Annotated in this window: 16 protein-coding genes, 2 tRNA genes and 1 pseudogene; 6 read left to right on the top strand and 13 right to left on the bottom strand. The window is 42.6% G+C overall.

The genetic code is table 11. The features are described from left to right. Nucleotides 1–284 precede the first annotated feature (284 nt). From R7Z10_RS07010 to R7Z10_RS06990, 5 genes are all read right to left on the bottom strand, one after another. Nucleotides 285–1187 (bottom strand): LysR family transcriptional regulator, encoded by a 903-nt coding sequence (locus tag R7Z10_RS07010; RefSeq protein ID WP_047101034.1) that lies wholly within the window; start codon nucleotides 1185–1187, stop codon nucleotides 285–287. A 239-nt stretch (nucleotides 1188–1426) separates the two neighbouring features. Then, nucleotides 1427–1502 (bottom strand) — tRNA-Gly (locus tag R7Z10_RS07005). Between the two features lie 37 nt (nucleotides 1503–1539). After that, nucleotides 1540–1613: transfer RNA gene (locus R7Z10_RS07000), tRNA-Cys, on the bottom strand. Between the two features lie 204 nt (nucleotides 1614–1817). Next, the gene (gene viaA / locus R7Z10_RS06995; protein ID WP_005375981.1) at nucleotides 1818–3272 is read right to left on the bottom strand and encodes an ATPase RavA stimulator ViaA; all 1455 of its coding nucleotides are present in this window, start codon (nucleotides 3270–3272) and stop codon (nucleotides 1818–1820) included. A 9-nt stretch (nucleotides 3273–3281) separates the two neighbouring features. After that, on the bottom strand, nucleotides 3282–4943 hold the full coding sequence (locus R7Z10_RS06990) for an ATPase RavA domain-containing protein (protein WP_005375980.1): 1662 nt from the start codon (nucleotides 4941–4943) through the stop codon (nucleotides 3282–3284). 269 nt (nucleotides 4944–5212) lie between these two features. On the opposite strand from R7Z10_RS06990, the gene R7Z10_RS06985 reads away from it, so the two are divergent. The 5 genes and pseudogenes from R7Z10_RS06985 (at nucleotide 5213) to R7Z10_RS06965 (ending at nucleotide 10004) form a co-directional block, all read left to right on the top strand. Continuing rightward, the gene (locus R7Z10_RS06985) at nucleotides 5213–5728 is read left to right on the top strand and encodes an NUDIX hydrolase (RefSeq protein ID WP_005375979.1); all 516 of its coding nucleotides are present in this window, start codon (nucleotides 5213–5215) and stop codon (nucleotides 5726–5728) included. A 22-nt stretch (nucleotides 5729–5750) separates the two neighbouring features. Further along, nucleotides 5751–6755, top strand: a complete 1005-nt coding sequence (gene ltaE, locus R7Z10_RS06980; protein ID WP_005375978.1) for a low-specificity L-threonine aldolase — start codon at nucleotides 5751–5753, stop codon at nucleotides 6753–6755. A 78-nt stretch (nucleotides 6756–6833) separates the two neighbouring features. Beyond that, nucleotides 6834–7154 (top strand): cytochrome c, encoded by a 321-nt coding sequence (locus tag R7Z10_RS06975; protein ID WP_005375977.1) that lies wholly within the window; start codon nucleotides 6834–6836, stop codon nucleotides 7152–7154. A 211-nt stretch (nucleotides 7155–7365) separates the two neighbouring features. Continuing rightward, nucleotides 7366–8898, top strand: a complete 1533-nt coding sequence (yfcC, locus tag R7Z10_RS06970; protein WP_005387492.1) for a putative basic amino acid antiporter YfcC — start codon at nucleotides 7366–7368, stop codon at nucleotides 8896–8898. A 110-nt stretch (nucleotides 8899–9008) separates the two neighbouring features. Continuing rightward, nucleotides 9009–10004: pseudogene (locus R7Z10_RS06965) on the top strand (succinylglutamate desuccinylase/aspartoacylase family protein). A 207-nt stretch (nucleotides 10005–10211) separates the two neighbouring features. Here the strand turns inward: R7Z10_RS06965 and R7Z10_RS06960 are convergent. Next, nucleotides 10212–10745 carry a lipocalin family protein gene (locus R7Z10_RS06960; protein WP_005375974.1) on the bottom strand — a complete coding sequence of 178 codons (534 nt, stop codon included), beginning with the start codon at nucleotides 10743–10745 and terminating at the stop codon, nucleotides 10212–10214. Between the two features lie 307 nt (nucleotides 10746–11052). Between R7Z10_RS06960 and R7Z10_RS06955 the strand changes: the two genes are divergently transcribed. Further along, nucleotides 11053–11433 (top strand): cystatin domain-containing protein, encoded by a 381-nt coding sequence (locus R7Z10_RS06955; protein ID WP_053307727.1) that lies wholly within the window; start codon nucleotides 11053–11055, stop codon nucleotides 11431–11433. A gap of 58 nt (nucleotides 11434–11491) precedes the next feature. On the opposite strand, the gene R7Z10_RS06950 is transcribed toward R7Z10_RS06955, so the two are convergent. From R7Z10_RS06950 to tssH, 7 genes are all read right to left on the bottom strand, one after another. After that, the gene (locus R7Z10_RS06950; protein ID WP_318104449.1) at nucleotides 11492–14548 is read right to left on the bottom strand and encodes an SMC family ATPase; all 3057 of its coding nucleotides are present in this window, start codon (nucleotides 14546–14548) and stop codon (nucleotides 11492–11494) included. Between the two features lie 9 nt (nucleotides 14549–14557). Then, entirely contained in the window at nucleotides 14558–15691 is a 1134-nt protein-coding gene (locus R7Z10_RS06945; RefSeq protein WP_318104447.1) for an exonuclease SbcCD subunit D, read from the bottom strand. 358 nt (nucleotides 15692–16049) lie between these two features. Beyond that, a complete protein-coding gene (locus R7Z10_RS06940) occupies nucleotides 16050–16889 on the bottom strand; it encodes a hypothetical protein (protein ID WP_017633638.1) in 840 nt (279 codons plus the stop codon). Further along, nucleotides 16890–17180, bottom strand: coding sequence for a PAAR domain-containing protein (locus R7Z10_RS06935; RefSeq protein ID WP_005375969.1), 291 nt, complete (start codon nucleotides 17178–17180; stop codon nucleotides 16890–16892). Between the two features lie 11 nt (nucleotides 17181–17191). Further along, nucleotides 17192–19027, bottom strand: coding sequence for a type VI secretion system tip protein TssI/VgrG (gene tssI, locus R7Z10_RS06930; RefSeq protein WP_285335192.1), 1836 nt, complete (start codon nucleotides 19025–19027; stop codon nucleotides 17192–17194). A 49-nt stretch (nucleotides 19028–19076) separates the two neighbouring features. Further along, nucleotides 19077–19556, bottom strand: a complete 480-nt coding sequence (locus R7Z10_RS06925; protein ID WP_005375967.1) for a type VI secretion system tube protein Hcp — start codon at nucleotides 19554–19556, stop codon at nucleotides 19077–19079. A 208-nt stretch (nucleotides 19557–19764) separates the two neighbouring features. Beyond that, nucleotides 19765–22332, bottom strand: coding sequence for a type VI secretion system ATPase TssH (tssH, locus tag R7Z10_RS06920; RefSeq protein ID WP_213967644.1), 2568 nt, complete (start codon nucleotides 22330–22332; stop codon nucleotides 19765–19767).

Below are 22332 nucleotides of genomic sequence, written 5' to 3'. Positions count from 1 at the left end.
CAGACGGGCGTGCAATACGTAATCAATAAACAACAAACAAAATAATTCTTTATTTTTCTGTCACTTATCTTTCACATTTGAGAAATTTAACGTAAGAAACAGACCGTTTCTTAAAAGAAACAATAGCAAAACCATTTGTTAACAGTTGTGCGGGGTATCTTGTTATCAATATTAGTGAAGAAAACGAGGAGAAGCGTAAGCCCCTAAATTTAAGAGGATTCTTAGAAATGAAGATGGAAACATAAGCTCAACACCAATATAACGATCGGTGTTGAGTTATTGGCTTAAAATCGATGGTTTTGACTTTGAAAGCTTGAGTATAGATGATCGATAAAGATCTTAATTTTTTCTGGTTGCTGACGAGTGTAAGGATACACCGCATAAATACCCAAACATTTGGCGGTTTCGTCTTTAAATAACTGAATCAGACTGCCTTGCTTTAAGTCTTCATAAACCAATACACGCGGTACATAGATGATTCCCTGCCCTAACAGCGCCACATTTCTCAATACAGAAGAATTGTTGGTACAGAGGTTACCGTCGACGGTGATTTGATATACCTCGTCTCCATCTTTAAACGCCCACTCATGCGCTCCGGTTTCTTGGTAGGAATAGACTAAACAATTGTGTTTAGCCAAGGCTTGAGGTTGTTTAGGTATGCCATGTTTAGCTAGGTATTGGGGTGACGCGCAAATGATCCAATTCGCATCCACCAGCTTTCTTGCAATCAGACTAGAATCTGGCAACACACCCGTTCTAATTGCCAAATCAAAACGTTCATTCACGATATCGACGAAACGATTATCTAGATCCATATCGATATTGATGTCTGGGTATTTCTGATTAAATTCATTAATCACTTGAGGAAGAATTAATTCACCAGAGATAGTAGGCACCGAAATTTTAATGTTTCCAGATAAGTTTTTACCTAAACCCACAATGGATTCTTCCGCCGTTGCCACCGCTTGATAAACCGCTTTTGCATGAGTAAAAAACGCTCGTCCTGCTTCAGTCAACGTTAGCGTTCGCGTTGTTCGGTAGAGAAGCTGTACACCAAGCTCTTGTTCAAGCTTGGCAATCCGTTTACTGACGACCGATTTGGTCAGTGACATATGTCTCGCGGCAGCACTGAATGAACCTTGCTCGATCAAGTGATAAAAAATGATGTAATCGTCGGTATTTCTCATGCGTCTTCGTCAAATCCTTTGGAAGCCCGTATTGTAAACTGAAATTGGCTGAGGTGCGAAACATCGGGTCACACTTAATATCAGAAACTCGTGACAGAGATGGGGTTGCTAAGCTCACAGGTAATGAAAAAGAGATGGTGTGAATTTATCAGTCTTCAGATACAAAAAAACCAGCTTTCGCTGGTTTTAAGTTGATGCACTTGGCATCGAGATACCGCCATGGCCATATCTGAATAATTTGGAGCGACACACGAGGTTCGAACTCGTGACCTCAACCTTGGCAAGGTTGCGCTCTACCAACTGAGCTAGTGTCGCATTTATTCTCGAAAGCCATTCGCTCTCAAAAGAATAATGGAGGCGCCTCCCGGAGTCGAACCGAGGTCCACGGATTTGCAATCCGCTGCATAGCCACTCTGCCAAGGCGCCTTTTTATTACGCTTCAGGGCTCTACCCCGTTGCGTTGGTGGCTACTTTACGGATTGAGAGAAGATAGTCAAACAAAAACATTTCATTTTCTGTTCGTTTGATTTCTTTTAAGTCAATTCGACCAAAGTTCGATCTTATTGGCTTAAAACGAAGCAATATAAATCTCGCTTTCAGTTCGTTTTGTCCCATGAAACATTAAGGCGTTTAATAGTTGCTGACCCTTTTTAGCAATCTTCCCACAACATTAGGGTGATAAGACCAAGTGTGATCAAACATCGACATTAATGCAGGATTTCCGTATTTCGATAAGCTAATCGCGTGAAAACGGTTTTTCTTCGCTTTGAGCGCATCCACTTTGGCCAGTAACTCGTCTTGTTGTTTTGGCGCGATAAAGTCGGAAATGACTACCATGTCTGCGTTTTTATATTTATCACCGCTCATCAAGTCGATAGATTTAATCAAAGTTGGCTCTAAGTCTGTACCACCATGGAAGCTATAAGTTAGAAAGTCCGCCGCCTCGCGCAGACCATCTTGTTTGGTTAGTTCGTAGGTAATGTGTTCCGTAGAAAAAATAATGACATAGCAATCACGTTGCTCCGCTAGTGCGATTTGCATCAGAGCATAAGCCATGGCTTTGGCGCATTGCTCAGGAAAGCCACTCATGGAACCGGACGCGTCCACACAAACAATGAAGGGGCCTTTTTCGATATCTACCGCTTTATGGTCAGGTCGGTGAGCTTTAACTTTACGTAACGTGCGCGATTTGCCTTGTGTACGATAGTTCATGAGCCGTTTATCAACTAAGTGTTTATAGAACACAACTTCAAGTTCAGGATACGCCAAAAACATCGTTTCGTTGGGAAGTAGCTTATTTAGATCATCGCTTTCGTGAATACCGACAATATCATCCGTCGCCTCATCACTTTTCTCTTCGACCAATTGAAGTTCTTCAGTGGGCGCACGATTTAGTTCAGGATCATTTACTTGCCCCGCCATACGACCGAGTTGCTCCGCAATTTCTTGCAAGCCTTGGTGCTTCTTCAGAAACTCAGCATGGCGTTTCATCACCGTTAAGTCTGTTTTACTCAACTTGGCAGATGCCATATCCCACAGGCGCCCTACACTTTCAGCGTCACCCGACTCCGTGACTTTATCCATATTACGCATGGTTTCCATACGTTGATACAGGTCATTCAGCACCTTTTCTTTATTGGCTTCAAGCTCGCTTACTTGCGCTTGTTTTATAGCATCGGTGAGGCTTTTGTACCATTGATCACAAAAGTAATGAGGGAACATAGGGTTATTCATCCCTTTGTTCTTTTCCATCATTCGGCGAGCTTGCATGTAAAACGCAGAGTGCCATTCCAGCTTTTTAATCACATCTTCGATGTTTTCAAAAAACGCCTCTTCATCCCAATGAATAACCTCTTGATATAAAGACAGCTCTTGTTGGAAACGCTCTGTCTCACATACCTTGGTGATCCGTTTTTTGACGCTGCCTCGCCACTTTAACAAGTGACCTTTGACCGAAGATTTAACACCTCGGTTTTCTGCCATCATCATGACTTGTGAACGAGCCATCAAATCATTAACTGCGCTATCGATGATGCCGGAGTCGGCCACCATCAGCGCGAGGTTAAGTCCGTCTGCACCTAGCATGTCGTCTCCTTATGAGAAAAACTGATTTAAGTTTTTAAAGCGTTGGATAACTTTTTCACTTTCTGCTTGGATTGATTCAAGTCTCTGACTGACCTGTTGTAGACTCGACTCCATAAGGCGGGGTAGTTCAGGATCAACAAAGCTATGCGGAAGCGCATCATGAAAGTTCGCTTTCACCTTGCGCATATGGTGTTCTGCCTCACTAAGCTGATTTACGGCTTTTTCGCTCTGCGTTAACCACTTTTGGTAAAGCTCTACATCCAAGCCCTCTTGAGTCACTAGGCTAACCAAAATGCCTCGGTTCGCGATATCACGGATAACTAGGTTATTCGCCGCGTCAACATCAAATCGTAAACGGCACATGTTGGTGTTTTGATTGACGTAACCATACACATCACCGCTTCCCTCTTTAATGACTCGATCTAACTCATCTTTGGGTACATAAACCCAGCGGCTATCACCTTTTTCTGATTCTGAAACCGACATGTTGCTTTGCAAGACAACCAATTTAACTAAGTTAACGGCTGCGCCAACTTTGTACATCTTGGCTTTAGAGGTATCAAAGCGCATGGTTTCTTTACGCAAAATACCCGTGGCCGCTTCAGACGTTAACGTCATGCGGTAGGCATCTTCTAGTTCATGTTGGACATCAACCAAAGACTCACGGCAGTACTCGATTTCCTGCTCCGCGTCTTGTTGATCAAATGCATGTTTTAAGGCGAACTCTTGAACCACTTCACGTACCACATCTCGCGATTCAGGACTGTTCCATAAACAATCTTGCAGCAGTAAAAGGTCAAGCGGATTTATTTCATCGCGACCATTAAAAAACGCGCTCGCTTTTAACAACTTCACGGCTTTCTTCCAGCGGCGGTCAGAGACATACATATCGGTATTGGCCACATCACCAAACTGAGCTTCAACTTTGCTTTCTAACATCGTTTTAAGCTGGAAAAGCTTTTCGAATGCATTGTCGGTTAACGTCAATTTGTCGAGCTGTTGTTGCCATTGATGATATTCTTCATCAGTTATCGCTAGGCCTTCTGGTACTTGTGCCTCTTGCGATGTGCCCACAGTCAACATCGACTTAAAGTTTTGTTTATTCTGAATTCGATTCACAAACACACGCACCAACATGCGGTCGTAGAGCGCATCCAATCCACTATCTTCATCGGGTAATTCATTGGAAGCCGATACCAACAAGCGCATTGGCACACGCTCGATATCGCTGCCATTTTTGAATGTTTTCTCATTAACCACTGTCAGCAATGTATTAAGAATTGCAGGGCCCGCCTTCCAGATTTCATCCAAAAATACGACTTGTGCAGTTGGCAAATACCCTTTAGTTAAGCGAACATAACGGCCGTTGTCTTTTAGCTCTTGGATACTCAGTGGCCCAAACACCTCTTCAGGGGTTGAGAAGCGCGTCATCAGGTATTCGAAGTAACTGCTGTTATCGAACGCTTGGATGAGTCGTTTGGCAATTAAGCTTTTTGCAATACCAGGGGGACCTAAAAGAAAAACACTTTCACCAGCAAGTGCAGCAAGAAGGCAGAGCTTGATCGTATGTTCACGCTCATAAACGCCATCCGTTAACGCTTTCGCCAATTTATTGATGCGTTCTGAGAGAAGCGCTTTTTCGGCATTTGAGGTAAATAAGGTTTGTGTCATACGTTCTCCGGCTGCTGAAGTGGTATTGCGTTAACATTTTTATACACTTGTTATAACTTTGTTACAAATGTATTTTGTCGAATTCCCCTTATAGCAGATGCTTTTCCCCTTCTTGACGAAGCAATCAAAGTTTCCATTTATGAGACATTGCTCACTTAAAGTGCAAACGCTTTCGTCGTGTTGCAGTATTTTTTGCTTTTGTTTCCCACCATTTGTGGTTAATGTCGAAAAACGTCAAAAATGCGGTAACAGCTAGGGTTTATAACTGCATGAGCAAGATAATTCATAAATGGAAGCAAATTTCTCTGATTGAAGAAGACGTTGTGCTTCCTACAGGACAGGCAATTACGCACACCACAATCCATCATCCGGGTGCTGCGGTGATTCTCCCTATTACAGCGGAGGGTCACATTGTCCTTGTCCACCAATTTCGGCCTTCACTTAATAAATGGCTATTGGAACTTCCTGCTGGTACCAGAGAAGGCAACGAAGAGCCACTCTGCTGCGCCAAAAGAGAGTTAGAGGAAGAAACTGGGTTTAGTGCAGAGAAATTCACGTCTCTCGGCCAAGTCACCCCTCTTGCCGGATTTTGTGATGAGATACAGTATCTATTTGTTGCCGAAAAGCTCAACAAAACAAACCGTTACGAGTGCGATGAAGACGAAGTGATTGAGGTCGTCACCTTGTCAATCAAGCAACTCGAAGAAAAGATAGTCGATGGCACGATCACCGATGCCAAAACGATCGCTTGCTTAAGCAAAGCGCGCCTTTGCGGATATATTTAGGACTTTGACCAAGGAGACATTCATGGATTTTCGATCAGATACCGTTACACAGCCCACCCAAGCCATGCGAGAAGCCATGTTTAAGGCCCCCGTTGGGGATGATGTTTATGGTGATGACCCTACGGTCAATGAGCTTGAAAAATTTGCTGCGCAGCTTGCTGGTTTCGAAGCAGCTTTGTTTACCACTTCAGGCACTCAAGCCAATCTGCTCGGTTTAATGGCGCATTGCGAGCGGGGAGATGAATATCTATGTGGGCAACAAGCACATAACTACAAATACGAAGCTGGTGGCGCGGCGGTTTTGGGATCAATTCAACCTCAACCAGTCGAAAATAACCCAGATGGCACGCTACCATTTGATAAACTGGCTGCTGCGATTAAACCAGATGATTGTCACTTTGCTCGCACTAAGCTTCTCAGCTTAGAAAACACAATTAATGGTAAAGTACTACCTCTGTCTTACTTAGCAGAAGCACGTGACTTCGTGAATAAACATAACTTGCAGATGCATCTAGATGGCGCTCGCGTTTTTAACGCAGCCGTTGCACTTGATGTTCCGGTAAAAGAGATCGGTCAGTACTTTGATTCAATGACGATCTGTCTGTCGAAAGGTCTGGCTGCCCCTGTTGGCTCGCTACTACTTGGTAGCAAAGACTACATCGCAAAAGCACGTCGCTTAAGAAAGATGGTCGGCGGTGGTATGCGTCAAGCGGGTATTCTTGCCGCAGCAGGCAAACTTGCCCTTACCGAACAAGTGGAACAGCTAAAACAAGACCACATCAACGCAAAAACCTTAGCGGAAGGTTTAGCAGAACTGCCTGGTTTTTCAGTCAACCCTGAATTTGTTCAAACGAACATCGTGTTCGCGAAGCTTGATCCTCAAGTGGACATAGTAAGTATCGCTGCGAAACTAAAGGAACAAAACATCACGATAACCCCTGGAAATCCAATTCGTTTTGTAACTCATAAAGATATTTCAGCGAAAGACATCGACACTTTCTTATCAAGTATAAAATCTCTACTTTAATTTGATTTTGATCATTGAGCTTCCCCTAAGGGGAAGCTTTATTGTATCGCCATGATTTTTAGCGAATAGATAACCTCCATGCTCAGGTTTGTACTTCTAATCTCTTTTATTTTCTCTTCCGCTATCCATGCCGAGCCGTTTGGTGATGCTGATAAAGGTAAAATCAAATCACCTAGCTGTGTCTATTGTCACGGTGTTAAAGGCATCGCAACGAACAACACCTATCCAAGCCTTGCTGGTCAAAATTCTCAGTACCTTTACAATGCAATGAAATCTTATCAAGCCGGTGAGCGTAAAGGGCCGCTTGCAGAAATGATGGCAGCACAGTTAAAAATGTTAAATGATGAAGACCTTCGTGATGTCGCTGCTTTTTATGCAGAACAGACAGAAATCAAGTAATTAGATCACCTGTAGATGACTATGAAAGCTCGTGAATCATCCAAACTCAACGCATATTGAAACATTAACCCAACATTTGACCACAAAACAATCAAATTAACTTCACTTCAAATATTTGATGAATTTATAGTTCAACATAAGCATTAATATTGACTTTTTATTCTATTTTATCGATATTTCATGCTTTATTGAATTTGACGTGAAGTAAGTTATGTCTCACACACATGCGCAACCAGCAGACTCGGTTGCTACCCCTAAGTCGTGGCAGATGCCAGATACCCTCATTTTGATCTTCATTGTTGGTATTCTTGCTGCGATTCTTACCTACTTAATTCCTGCTGGTCATTTTGATAGCCAACAGGTGACCTACATGGTCGACGGTGCAGAAAAAACTCGCACAGTTATCGATCCTTCTTCTTTCTCTTATGCAACCGACGAAAACGGTGAATTGGTTTACAACAAGGTTGGCCTGTTTGCTTCTGGTGGTGGCATTGGTCTGATGAACTTCCCTTTCGAAGGGCTAGTTTCTGGCTCTAAATGGGGCAGCGCAATCGGCGTGATTATGTTCATGTTGGTTATCGGCGGTGCTTTCGGCGTTGTAATGCGCACAGGCACAATCGATAACGGTATCCTGCGCCTTATCGATAAGACCAAAGGTAACGAAGCGCTATTCATTCCAGTGCTATTTTTGCTGTTCTCGCTAGGCGGTGCGGTATTTGGTATGGGTGAAGAAGCCGTAGCATTTGCGATTATTATCGCGCCGCTTATGGTTCGCCTTGGTTATGATGGTATCACTACGGTAATGGTTACCTATGTTGCGACTCAAATTGGCTTTGCTACTTCTTGGATGAACCCTTTCTCCGTCGCTATTGCGCAAGGCATTGCGGGTGTACCTGTTTTATCTGGCATGACAGTGCGCATGGGGTTATGGGCTGGCTTTACGTTAATCGGTATCGCTTTCACAATGATCTACGCCGCTCGTGTGAAGTCAAATCCTAAACTTTCTTACAGCCACCGCACAGACCAGTATTTCCGTCAGCAAGAGCTTGGCAATCAAGATTCTCGTTGGAACCTAGGTGACACACTCGTTATCCTTACGGTTATTGCGACCACGGTGTGGGTCGTTTGGGGCGTAGTCGCTAACGCATGGTACATCCCAGAAATCGCTTCTCAATTTTTCACTATGGGCTTTGTTGTCGCGATCATCGGTACGATTTTCCGCCTGAACGGTATGACGCTAAACTGCGCAGCTGATGCATTTAAAGAAGGTGCAGCTATTATGCTTGCACCTGCCCTATTAGTGGGTTGTGCGAAAGGTGTATTGCTTATACTTGGTGGTGGTACAACTGATGAAGCGAGTGTACTGAATTCAATTCTAAACAGTGCTGGCGGCGTGATTAGCGGGCTTCCTGACGTGGCTGCGGCATGGTTAATGTATGTATTCCAATCTATCTTCAACTTCTTCGTCACTTCAGGATCCGGACAAGCGGCACTAACGATGCCTCTACTGGCCCCTCTGGCAGACATTGCAGGAGTTACGCGCCAAGTGGCAGTTTTGTCATTCCAACTTGGCGATGGCTTTACTAACGTTATCGTCCCTACTTCGGCATCTCTCATGGCAACGCTTGGTGTCTGCCGTATCGACTGGGGTGACTGGGCAAAATTCTGCTGGCGATTTATTCTATTACTCTTTACCCTATCAAGTATCGTCGTTATCGCAGCTCATATTATGGGTTTTGCGTAAAACGAAGCCAATTGGTAATTAAGGCGAGACATGTTCTCGCCTTATTAATATTCATGGTATGACGACGCTAAGGTTTTAGATTAGCTCATGGTTTTGGAGTGGTAACTTTAATGGCAACACAATTTCTCGATGACGTGATTCAAGGTCATCAAGTGATTCAATCTCTCAATGTAGCAGACCTAAATTCGGGCGAGCATAAGTTTTGGTTTCGCATCGCAACGAATGCTCTCTCTCAGTGGCAACACCTACCTGTGCTAGTGTTCAAAGGTGAAAAACCTGGCAAGAAAATCATGATTACCGCAGGGGTTCATGGTGATGAGTACAATGGTGTGTTAGCAGCGCAGCAAACTGCTCGAGAGCTCATCGGCACTGAAGTCGCTGGTACTGTCACTATTGTTCCAACCGTTAACATGCCAGGTATGCTAAACCACAGCCGTGATTTCTATTCCGCAGACCCTGATGCGTCTCCTGCAAACTGAAACCGCTTTTTTCCTGGTGACCAAAACGGCAATGAAGCCCAACGCTACTTATATGCATTGTGGAATGATTTGCTCAAACCAAATGCTGATTTAGCCATTGACCTTCACACTCAAACCAGTGGTGCGGCCTATCCGCTTTACGTGTTTGCAGATTTCCGAATCGAGCAATCATTAGAAATGGCTCGTCTCATTAATCCTGATGCGATTTTAAATGATCCTGGAGATGCTGGCGTCCTTGAAACGGTTTGGAATAACCACGGTGTCCCAAGCATTACAGTTGAAGTAGGTATGGGGCGATACACCGAGCAAGAGCTCATCAGTCGAACTGTAACAGGCATTTTTAATGTGCTGAAAGAGCATAACATTGCTGAAGGTGATGTGGACACTATTACGTCATGCTTGGAAGGAAACGAAATCATCAGTGTGAAAGCGACACACGGCGGCTTTGTACTGCCTCATGTTAGTTTGATGGATTTTGTCGAGCAAGGTCAACTTCTTGCGATTCAATACGACAGCTTTGGCGCTGAGATTAAACGCTACACCGCCCCAACAAGCGGCACAGTACTTAGCCACAATGTTGAATCTATTCGAGCACCAGGCTCCCTGATCGTTCGTTTGATTAAGTAAACCATAACCGTTTGTTGATAGATCAACCTTTCGACGCTCACTCAAATTTATATAAGCCCCATCACGAGTAATCACAAATGATGGGGCTATATCCATTTTGACCACATTAAGTTACGCGGTAACAAATTACTGTTAAGCGAAATGACAAACTGAGCTCTTAATTAGGAAGCTTCCCCTCTGTCCGCTTTTTCAGCCACGCTGATGAACTTAAAGCTGTCTTTGTTTCTCTTGTTCAACAAAAATGAGCTCGTCTATAGCGAAACCTTTCTCTTTAGCTACGTACTTAAAGCGCTCCACTACTTTCTCATCAACGTTAGGCGTTCTAGACAATAGCCACAAATAGTCGTGGTTGTAACCGGAAACAAACGCATAGTTATAGTTTTCACCTAGCTCAAAAACAATGTAAGAAGAGTATATTGGCCCAAAAAAGGAAACCTTTAAGTGTCCAACCGTTTTATCTTCAACAAAATAAGCTTTGCCTTCAGCTTCTGACCACTGTCGCTCTTCTTCGGAATATCCACGGTTTATCACCTTAACCCCACCATCCTCGCGAACCTGATACTCAGCGGTAACGTTGGATAAGCCTCGCTCAAATGAATGGTCTAGGCGTGCAATTTCGTACCACTTACCTAGATATGGCTCTAAATCGAAATTATTGACGGGTTCCACCCCATCCGGCTTCGAGGTACAACCAAATAAAGTTGCAAGTGACAAAAGTAAAAATATTTTTATCGATTTCATACAACACCTAAATTTTAATTAGTGATTGATTTTACTCTAGAAGATAACAAATCGATCACTAAGCCGCACCATCGCCCTAATAGGTACACATCACAATTCTTCATCATCAATAGCGCGCTGAACACCGAAACCTCGTCATCTCAGCAAATCGATAACAAGATTGCTCTATTTTTGACTTACAAGCTGACCATGCTTGTACATTTTGTCAGCATTTAACCCTATGCATATAGAAACTTTGCACAACATAGACATTCGTAGGCATATCACCCTCCTATAATACGTTGCGTTATAGACAGAGGTTATTGTTATGAAATTAAAAACAGTGTCAGTTTGTACACTTTTGGTTTTACTTGCAGGTTGTCAGCAGGAAAAGCCGAGCGAAACGACACAATTAACGACCTCGGCAGATGTATGTAATGCACAAGGAAACATGCCAGGTGGGTGGAATGAGTTTAACGCGACCCCTGATGCACAAAAGGCAATGGCCTTTGTTTTAAAGAAAATGGACACAATAGCGTCGTTTAAACAAATACTGAATGTTCACGCGCAAATCGTTAGCGGCGTCAACTATGCTATTGAGTTTGAATTGGATGATGGCTCTGTTTGGAACACGATTGTTTATCGCAACCTCGATGGCGAATATGCGATTACCCAATCGCCAAAAGAAGGCCACTTTTGCGAACAGTAGCGACTTAGTCAGAAAGCCCCAACATTAGGGGCTTTTTGATCTAACAGTAGTCACTGAATTAGACAGCGAAGCGACATTGAGATTTAATCGACACCGTTGAACCAAGTCTTGATGGTTCTACATCAATCCTCTGCGCCATTTGTTCTTTCAACTCAGAAACGTGAGAAATAACACCGATCATGCGCCCAGTCTGTTGCAGGTCCACTAGCGTTTGAATAGCAAGATCTAAAGACTCTGGGTCTAAACTACCGAAGCCCTCATCAATAAATAAAGTGTCTAAACGGATACCGCCACTATAGGATTGCACAACATCCGACAAACCAAGTGCCAGAGCAAGCGCTGCCATAAATGATTCACCGCCGGAAAGTGTCGCAACATCACGCGTTTTTCCTGTGTAGCCATCTTCAACCATTAAATCTAAGCCGCGACCCGCAGCGCCTTTGAAGCCCTCTGTTTTTCGAGCAAGAATATAGCGCCCTTTACTCATAAGGCTTAAGCGTTGAGAGGCCTGAATCAGCACATCATCCAACAGTACACCAAGAACAAAGCGATGTAGGCTAACCCTGCTGCCTGTTTTACCACTAGCAACGTCGTACAACGTACCAAAGACTTTGTATTCTTCTTCTAACTTACTATTTTTCTCATGCAACACGGCAATATCTTTACGAACCTTTTCAAGGCGTTCAAATATTGAGCGTGTGGTATCAAGTTGATTCCTTACTTCAATATATTGCGTCTGCAGAGTGGTTAACCTGTCGTTAAACGACTCTAAATTAGGCCTTTCAAGATCTTTCAATGCATGATTTAAATCATGTAGTGTTTGCTCAAGCTTGGTTTGTGCCTGTTTGAAGCTGTCTATTTCTTGCTGCCAGGCTTGAAGTTCATCATCTCCCACTCGACTACTTAGATAATGGCTTTCATCCTCAAATTTACTCGCCTGTAGTGCCTCATTCCACGCTAATTCTGCTTGGCTAAGTTTTTGCTCTGACTCAGATAACCACTGCTTGTTCGTCGCTAAGTGACTTTCCGCATTTGATTTCTCCAATATCGCTTGCTGCAAAGCGTTTTGCGCCTTTTCTAAGCCTGTGTTCAAACTCAGAATTTGCTCGTTTGTCAGCAAAATTTCACGTTCAAGCAAGTCAGCGGAACTGTATTTTGGGTCAATAGAAGCTTGTAATTGAGCCAATTGTTCTTGGTTCGCTTTAACGGTTGATTCATTTGCCGCCATTTTATTCTGCAGCTCATGAATTTTATTTTCACCCACGACGCAGCGTTGATTAAGCTGTTCAACGTTCCTTTCTAGTTTTTCAATATCAATAGCTTGTAGACGTAGGAGTTGAGCATTAAGCGCTTGCAAATCATTTTGAACCGTCGAGATCTCAGATGTAGCATACTCACCCAACTCCTCTTTCAACTGGTTATACTGATTCTGATACTGACTAATGACAACGTTATGTTGTTCTAGCTGATTGCTTAGTTGGTTCAACAAGGTTTGAGCTTCTCGCTCTTTCGCTCTAGCCGCCTGAACTTGCTCTTTTGTAACGGCTTCTTCAACAAACGTTGTGGGGTTAGGATGCGTTTCGCTACCACACACCGGGCATGCTTCACCTGCTTTTAGTCGCTGCGCTAATACTGCTGCTTGAGCGTTGTGCCACTTAAGCTCTATCGTATCAGCGTCTTGTTGATACTGCATATAGCGCTGACTGGCTTCGTTTAGTGACTGCTGCTTACCTACAGTTAGCGCATTGAGTTTAGAGAGCTCTAAAGTAAGATCATGCAGCTTTTGTAGATCCTGTAACAGCCGTTGTTTTTGTTTTATTTCCGCATCGATGCTGCCAATAAGCGCAACATCAACTCGTGCTTTCTCTAGCTCCTTCTGTCCCTGCTGGGCCTGTAACGTTAACTTATCTTTTAGTTCTATGTACTGTTTTAACGTTGCTTCAAATTGTTGTTTTTGTTGATAACCCGCCGTTATTTTACTTTCCAAATTGTCTTTCTCGACCAACTTGTTTTTCATACTTTCAAGCTGATACTGCAGTTGCGTTAACTGCGGGACCTTTGCCGCGGCCTCTTTTGCACTTTGCTGCAAGTTTTCTTGTTCTCTCGCAACGACATGAGCTTTTTCGAGACTCTCTTTCAAAGCTACGATTTTTTGCCTAAGCTCTTGCGTTTGAGCTTTTGCATTTTGTAATGAGACGTAGGGCAACTCTATCTTATTGGCATTTTTAGCGTTTTCTAATTGCTGTTGACGAGCTTTTATCGAATCTGAGTGTTCTAGATGCAGCTTGAGTGCGCTTTCTGCTTGCTCTCGTTTCGAAAACTCTCCATTCAAGGTTTCCGCTTTTTGCAATTCAGATTTAGCAGTATTGAGCTTATCTAACGCTGCTTGCTCATTCTTTTTATCAGACTCTAATTGCTTAGTTACTTGTTCCAGTTGTTGTAATAGTTCTTGTTCAGAACTCGCTTCTGCAACTTGTAAAGCACCTCGAATTTGATTATCAAATTCGCCTTTCGCTTTACTAATTGCACTCGCTTTATCTTTGAGCGCGTACTCAATTTTTTTATATATGTCAGTTTGAAAGAGCTGGCCAAAAATTTCTTCACGCTCTTTAGAGCTAGCAAGCAACAGTTCTCGGAATTTTCCTTGAGGCAACACCATAACTTGACGAAATTGAGTTTCATTCAAGCCAATAATATTGCTAACTTCAGTTTTAACCTGAGTCGCCTTGCTGGTAATAAGCGTTTCAGTCTCACCGAGTTCATAAAGAGCCGCAGTGTGCTTTTTAATCGTCATCCCTTCGCCACGGGCCTTGGGCGCTTCCTGCTCAGGAGATCGAACAACTCGGTATTGTTTGCCGTGTAACGAAAATTCGAGAACTACTTCGGTTGGTAAATCTTGCGCGGATAAGTCACACCGCATCTGAATACCTTGTCGCTCATTACCTGTGGTTTCACCATAAAGGGCGAAGCAAATGGCATCTAAGATCGACGTTTTACCGGAACCTGTAGGACCATTAATCAAAAATAGAGGGTTACTGCCAAGCTTCTCAAAATGAATGATTTCAGTTTTTGCAAACGGACCAAAGGCTTGCATGGTTAGTTTAATTGGTTTCATCTTTGGTCCCTATTGCTGTGATAATTGCTTAATAATGTCAGTAACAGCTTGCTCTTGCTCTTTAGACAACTGGCTATCTTGCGCCTCAATAAAAAAATCTCGGAACATATCAATTTCGCTTCGCGCCAACTTTGCTTGCGCCATTTCCTGCTCTACCCCAATTAACATGCCAGGTTTCTCAAGGTGTAAAACGTTTGGATACACTGAACGAAGCTTTTCCATTGGGTTTAAAATCGCATGTTTATCCATCAAACGAACTAACAAATAATCTTCATTCTTAGGGTCTGTTTTGCCTTGATCAATAACTTTATCCAGCTCGCCCTCTACAATGCGCATTTCATGAGGAGCCGTAAGATCAATATGCTTTGCAGAAACGAATCCTTTCTTGTCCAGTTCAACTAACGTGAAACCTTTTCTCTGGTTCTGTTCACCAAAGCTATACTTCATGAGAGAGCCAGAGTAACGGATATGCTCTGCGCCTTTCTTTTGAGGCTGATGCAAATGACCAAGTGCGACGTAGTCAAAATCTAAGAAGTGTTCATGACTCACGCGATCAGAACCACCAATAGATAATGGTCGTTCAGAGTCTGACTCGATAGCCCCATCAACAAAACAGTGACTCACGAGCACGCGCTTTTGCTTAGAGATAAAGCGCTCTTTAATTTGCTCAACAAGCAATTGATGAGCCTCATCATGAGTGGATACCGAGGCTTTGTAGGCAAACCTGACCTGTTCAGGGTCGTTATAAGGCATACCATAAAACGCGACCTCGTCCGCAGAGTCCGTTTTTATGATGATGGGAGTGAGCATCTCTTCAAAGTTGCTAACAATATGGAGACCTGCATTTTTCATTTGCTCTGAGCCGAAACCTAACCTTTCTGCACCATCATGGTTGCCAGATATCAATATCATTGGTGTTTCTAACTCGGTACAAATGCGTTTCACGACTCGATTTAACAGTTCTATTGCAACCGTTGGTGGCACCGAACGGTCATAGATATCTCCCGCCACTACAACTGCATCGACGGGGTTGCGTTCAATATAGTTAATCAGTTGTTCGAGTACTGCTTGTTGATCTTCGAGTAGTGATACGTTGTGGAATTGTCGACCAAGATGCCAATCTGAGGTGTGGATAAACTTCATTCGAATTCACTTTCCGCCAATTCTATGAGTAGGCTTGCTTCTGTCAGAGTCCATGTACCGTTTATAAAAAGGAATGCGTCACGGGTGGGATCTCGAACAAACCAAAACTCAAGTTATTTTATATCGGTAAGGATATCTTGAGTCGAACAGCTTTTCATGTGGTTTGTGTTCTATGGCTGGCTATTTAATCAGAAAGCGAGAAGAACACTGTAAAAACGCGGTGAGCAAAGCTATTTTGAAAAGCAAGCTGCGCCTAGTCATTGTCCAAACATCATTAAAGGGCCAGTTTCGAGTCAATCCCCCATAACATTTGCATCACTAAAACCTCAGCTACTAGAAGGAAAAGCAATAGCCAGACCTATTCACTACGCCAATTGTATATTACTCCTACCGCATAGCCATCTGACTCGATGTCGGCTTGCAACACGTGAAAGTCTGGGCAGGGGCTGCTTCTTTGAAGCTCATCAATCACTAACGCTTTTAAAACGCCGCCACATGCACCCAATCCGCCAAGTTTGATATCAACAAATTGATACTGAGTTTGATCGGTCACCCACGGAGACAAGAATTGCATTGAGTTTAACCATTGCGGTTCTTCCTCATTAACGGATAAATACAATTGACTGAGTGGATGTTCACAACTTACTCCTAATTGCTTAAACACTTTGTCCACGGCGATGCGTTGTTGTTTGGCATCTAAATCAATTCGAACAACATCAGGCACAAGACCTGAATGTCGAAAAAAACACTTGGTTAAAATGATAGAGCTTTGAGGTTTGACATGCCCTTCTACATCACTCGTAACCTCTATAGCCAGTATCCAAGTCGCTTGCGTTTCATTAACTTCACGATTTATCCGATTTAGTGCCATCAAAAATGCAGCTTGGCCATAAGGATAAAAGTAAATTTCAGTATTGACAGTTTGGTCAACGAAAATAGAAAGCTCGCTTATCAATGCTTTAAGCAAACTTTTGTCCACCGAAGATGGTAAAAGAACACAGAGATTCTCCTTGATATCAGCTTGCTCAAGACTCTCGCGCTCAGAGCGCACGAGGCTTAATATATGCTCATCTATTGATTGAGCAAAGTCAGGGGGTCGGATTTCCTCGGACAATCTAAAAGAATCATCAGCTATCTCGCGAACGGTGTGTGAACGGCCATTAAAGGATAGAAGATGCGTTTGAAATGCGAGTGGCATCTAGCCTCCGATTAAAACCGTAGGCATACCAGATAGAATTTTGCCACCATGAGACGTTGAATCGCCGACTCTTGCGGCTGGTTTACCGTTGATTGTTACGCTAGAAGAACCTGCTGAGATACTATCCGGAGGACCGATACAAATAAGCTTGTCGCCTTGTCTTGCCGCAGGTATCCCGCCAATCGTTACGTTTGGTGAACCAACAACGACGGGACCACCGACATGCGGTATCTTTCCTGTTTTTTTAGGGCAAAGATGAAAGCTGCCCAAAATTGCGGCTGGTTTACCCACTTTAAATCACCTTAGTTCAATGAAATTTGCCCAGCTTTAAGAGCAATAGCTGAGCCGTTAATAGATATTTTATTACCTTTGATATTGATTTCTCCAGAGCTAGACATCTGAATAGAAGCACCACCTACTTTGATCTCGACGCTCTTTCCTGCATTAAAAGACAGCACTTCACCCGTTTCATTCGAAAAGTTTTTACCTACTTTCAAGCTCGCGTTCTGACCAACCTCTTGATTAACATCATTGGTCACTTTTTCGGTTTTACTGTTTTCAACGGCGATATCAACACAGTCTTCAACTAGCATTTGGAACAGTTTTTCAGCATGAAGATAAATGTGCTCTTCACCAGGCTTATCATCGAAGCGCAACTCATTAAAATTGGATGTACCTTTTTGTACAGAGCGTGATTTATAACCACTCTGAGAACTTTGCTCTGGTAAAGCGTAAGGAGGGAGTTGACTACCGTTATATAGTGACCCCGTAACGATTGGTTGATCAGGGTCTCCGTTGACAAACTCGACGATGACCTCTTGTCCGACTCTAGGGTGAAACACCGACCCCCATCCGTTACCTGCGATATTTTGCGCAACACGAATCCAACATGAACTATTTACATCGTATTTACCAACACGGTCCCAGTGAAACTGAACTTTGATACGGCCATGTTTGTCTATGTAAATTTCACCATCTTTGTTCCCCGTAACTATTGCAGTTTGCAAACCTTTCATCTGAGGTTTCGGATAGTTAACTGAAGGACGAAGGATTGTCTTTGAGTCAACACAACTAAACGAGACTTTGACACCTTGCGCACCGGTGCCACCTTGACCAGTCTGGTTATAAACAGCAGCAGACAAAAAAACAGAAGACAGTACATATTCTTTGCCAACTCGAGATTTATCTTCATGTTTTTTAAACTTGAAGCACTTGCCTACGCTGAATGTTCTGCACGTAGCCTCGCCACGACACAAATATGCATTTTGCTGTAGTGCTTCTATTGCATGCGTGTTTCTCAGTGCGTATTGATCATTGCTCTCCATTTCACCCATGTATTCAAAATACTCGCTTCCAGGTACTGTAAAAAAATCACTTTCACCCTTTGCAGTATTTTTAGGATTCGAAGAAGGCTTGAACATGTTATAGCCTGACTTTTGACTCGCTTTAGTAGTCAGAATTTGCGTTTCATGCCAAGAAGAAATGTGGCTAGACTTCGCCGTACCTGTATCAAAATCGACTAAAAACTCAGTACCCGGCTTATAAAAACTGATGTCATCAAAAATATTGAGCGTATGGGCAGACTTAGTATGTGTAAAACAAAATGATAGCCCCTCCTCCGATAACAGACGTCGAACAAATTCAAGATCTGATTCTTCATATTGTACTTTGTACGTGTATTTAGGATAGGACTTGGTTAGCTCAAAACTAAAGGCAACACTATGCTCCGATAGTACTTCAGAGATAATTTCCTTTATATCTTTATGCTGAAATATTCTGCAATTTTTTCGATATTCAGCGAAACGTAATTTAGGCTCTATTAATAATTCTATGTTTTTATAATTTTCGCCTTTATGTGTATTAGAAACCCTTTTCCCTTCTAATCTTGCAGCAGAAACGTAACCATGCATATAACGAGGATTTGAAGAAACATCCTCATTATTTTCAAGGGTAATGGTAACTTCCTTACCAATAATTTCGTTTAACTCACTTCGTTGATCATTAAAGTAAGCTTTAGCACGCAATGAAAAAAGTTCTGAGATCTCTTCTTTATACTCAAACGAGTTTAGTATGATGGCATCTTTACCGAATGGGGAAGAAATTCGGATGAAATTGTTATCTTGAGTTGCTCTTTTCATTAAATACTTCTTTCAAAAAAATGCGGAGGAATACTCCCCCGCATGAAAATTACATTTGTTGACCTTTAACACCGCTGTAGCCGTATACCAATGGAGCAGAAGTGTTGTTCTTATCGTCAGTAGGAGTCACTGTCATCATCATTTCTGTGTAAGAAATTGTGATAGTTTCAACTGGACGATCGTCTTGGATAGAAACTGAGTAGTTAGAAATCATCGCATCAGTCAGTTCGATCTTCATGATCTCTTCAACCTTCTCACCCTGCTTAGTAATATGGAAAACCGCTGGTTTACCTTTACCAATCGTCGCTTCTTTAAATAAGTCAGGAGAAGAACGGTCTTGAAGTTTAGTGATAGTCAAATCATATAGACGAGTAGCGCTCGCTTCACGGTCCATCGCTGTACCAGTGTATGATGAGATCTCACGACCTACACTCCAATCTACAGATAGTAGTGTAATCAAATCTTTGTATTGCTCGGCTGTTGCCTCACCCTTAATATCTGCGTATTTAAGATACGTATTAGACTGCATGCTAATCTCCTATAGCATTATTAATTGACATATATCGTAGTAATTTAATTATCTGACGTTTGGTGATAATTAGTGATTAATGTATCAAAAACTTCATTTTAAATACGCCCTGTTATATCTTTAAATAAGATTTAATTTAAGCGTTTTTTATAAAAAATAATAGTTAATATGAACCAACTCCCAATTATTATTGAGAGTGTAAAGGATGTTAAACTATTGAGACATCAAGTCCACTAGTTGTACCTTTAACAATAATTTCATCAAACGTCTTATCATTAAGAATTGCATGCAATATTTCATGAGAAATCTTCGGAAGCAATGTATTTTCTATGGTTGTTTGTACCACACGCGCACCACTGCCAGACTCATTGCTATTGTCTACAATATCATTAATTAGTTCCTCATCAAAAAACAGGTCAGCGTTATAGTGCTTACGAATACGAGTCGTAATTTTATCCAACTTTAATTTTGTTATTTCTATCAATACTTTTCTTGATAGAGGCAAATAAGGTAATACGTTCACACGCCCTAAAAATGCAGGTTTAAAGTCGACCAACAAATCATCGCGTAAAGCATCTTTTAGTGCTGACGGCTCAGGAGCTAAATCAGGATCAGAATACAAAGACATCGTCGTTTCGGTCCCTGTGTTCGCGGTCATAATAATAATAGTGTTTTTAAAGTCTATATCTCGACCTTCACCGTCTTTAATTGAGCCTTTATCAAACACCTGATAAAAAATATCTTGAACACCAGGGTGCGCTTTTTCCATTTCATCGAGGAGAATTACACTATAAGGTTTACGTCTAACAGCTTCAGTCAGTACACCTCCTTCTCCATAACCGACATAACCAGGAGGAGAACCTAATAGCAATGAGACTTTATGCTCTTCCTTAAATTCCGACATATTGATAGTCGTGACATTTTCTTCACTACCATAGACTTTCTCTGCAATCGCCAAAGCCGATTCGGTTTTACCCACTCCGCTTGGTCCGGTTAGGAGAAATACACCATTTGGTCGTGTCTCATCCGTGAGCTGCGCACTCGCGGTTTTTATCACTTCAGACATGAGCTCTAAAGCGTGATCCTGCCCGACAACTCGCTTACACAAACTTTCTTTCAAACCCAATACTGCTTGGATTTCATCATCCTGAAGTTTACCTAGCGGTATACCGGTCCAATCCGAAATAACTTCTGCGATTAGCGCTTCATTTACATGCGAAAAAACTAAGGGCTGTGAGTTAGCGGAAAGGTTATTTTCAAGCTCTTGTAACTTGTCTCTAGCAGTTTCAGAACCCTCCTGGATTATTTGGGTTCTAAGTGACTTAGCTTCATTTACCCATTCTTTTTCTTTTTCCCAAAGTACTTCTAATTCAATAATGTCATTAGATAGCGCATCAATCTCTTTTCGGACACCTTGCAGCTGCACATCAAGAGATGCTCCTAGCCGACTCTCTTGGCTAAGATGCTCATACTCAGCTTGCTTTGCTTTAAGTTTGTTTCTTTTCGCATCTAGGCCTCCCGGTGTAGATGACTGACTTAACGCAACTCGAGAACAGGCCGTATCCAAAACAGAAACCGCTTTATCTGGCAGTTGACGACCATTAATGTATCGAGCTGACAGTTGGACCGCTGCATTGAGAGCTTGGTTAGTGATATGAACATCGTGGTGTTGTGCCATTACATCAAGTAAGCCTCGTAACATTTCGATCGCGAGTTCAGGGGCAGGCTCATCAACCTTTACGACTTGAAAACGCCTAGTTAAAGCTGCATCTTTTTCAAAATACTTTTTATACTCTGCCCACGTTGTTGCTGCGATCGTTCTGAGTTCACCTCTCGCTAATGCTGGCTTCAGAATATTCGCCGCATCACCTTGGCCCGCTTGCCCACCACCGCCAATTAGGCCATGAGCTTCATCAATGAACAATATAATAGGCTGTGGAGCGTCGTTTACTTCCTTAACAAGGTTCTTAAGCCTGTTTTCAAACTCACCTTTCATGCCTGCGCCGGCTTGCAGTAACGCCAAATCCAGAGACTTAATTGCCACATTTTGCAGAGCGGGAGGTACATCGCCATCAATGATCTTTTGCGCCAAACCTTCAACAACGGCTGTTTTTCCAACACCAGCTTCTCCCGTAAGAATCGGGTTGTTTTGTCGGCGTCTTAATAAAATATCGATCATTAGGCGAATTTCATTATCTCTACCAATCACCGGATCTATTTTACCTTCCCTAGCTTGCTCAGTAAGGTCTGTTGTAAATTGATTCAAGGCGGAATTCGCGTTTGACTGCGCTAAGTCATTCGATCTTGATTGAGGCGCATTACTTTCTTTAAAGTTCAATAAGCGAGATGGTTCTATCTTGTTTAGTTCAGGACTAATCGAACCAGCCATGTTGACTAACGTATCATCAGACAAGTAGGCAAATAAAAGATGGATGCACCCCAACTGTTCTTGATTGAATTCAATGGTTGCAGACAACAAGGCATTTTGCATAACAGTCACCGTATGAGCTGATAGCCCAGGCACCGACTGGCATCCTGTTTTGTATTTTTCTAATGCCTTTTGAATATCGGTTTCAACCTTGATTTTATCGACATCAAATTCGTCAAAAACTTCAGAGTAAATATCGTCAGGATGGCGGATAATCATCATTAACCAGTGAGACATTTCAATACTGTGATGAGTTCGGGAGCTTGCCATCGCAGCTGCCTGTTCAAGTGTTTCCTTAGCCTGAGGAGACAATCTTTCGACCAACGCTGAAAGTGAGAGTGAAGCCAT

It is taken from the genome of Vibrio sp. Vb1018, assembly GCF_033338775.1.
Classification (GTDB): Bacteria; Pseudomonadota; Gammaproteobacteria; order Enterobacterales; family Vibrionaceae; genus Vibrio; species Vibrio alginolyticus.
This window is presented reverse-complemented; position numbering and strand designations above follow the sequence as displayed.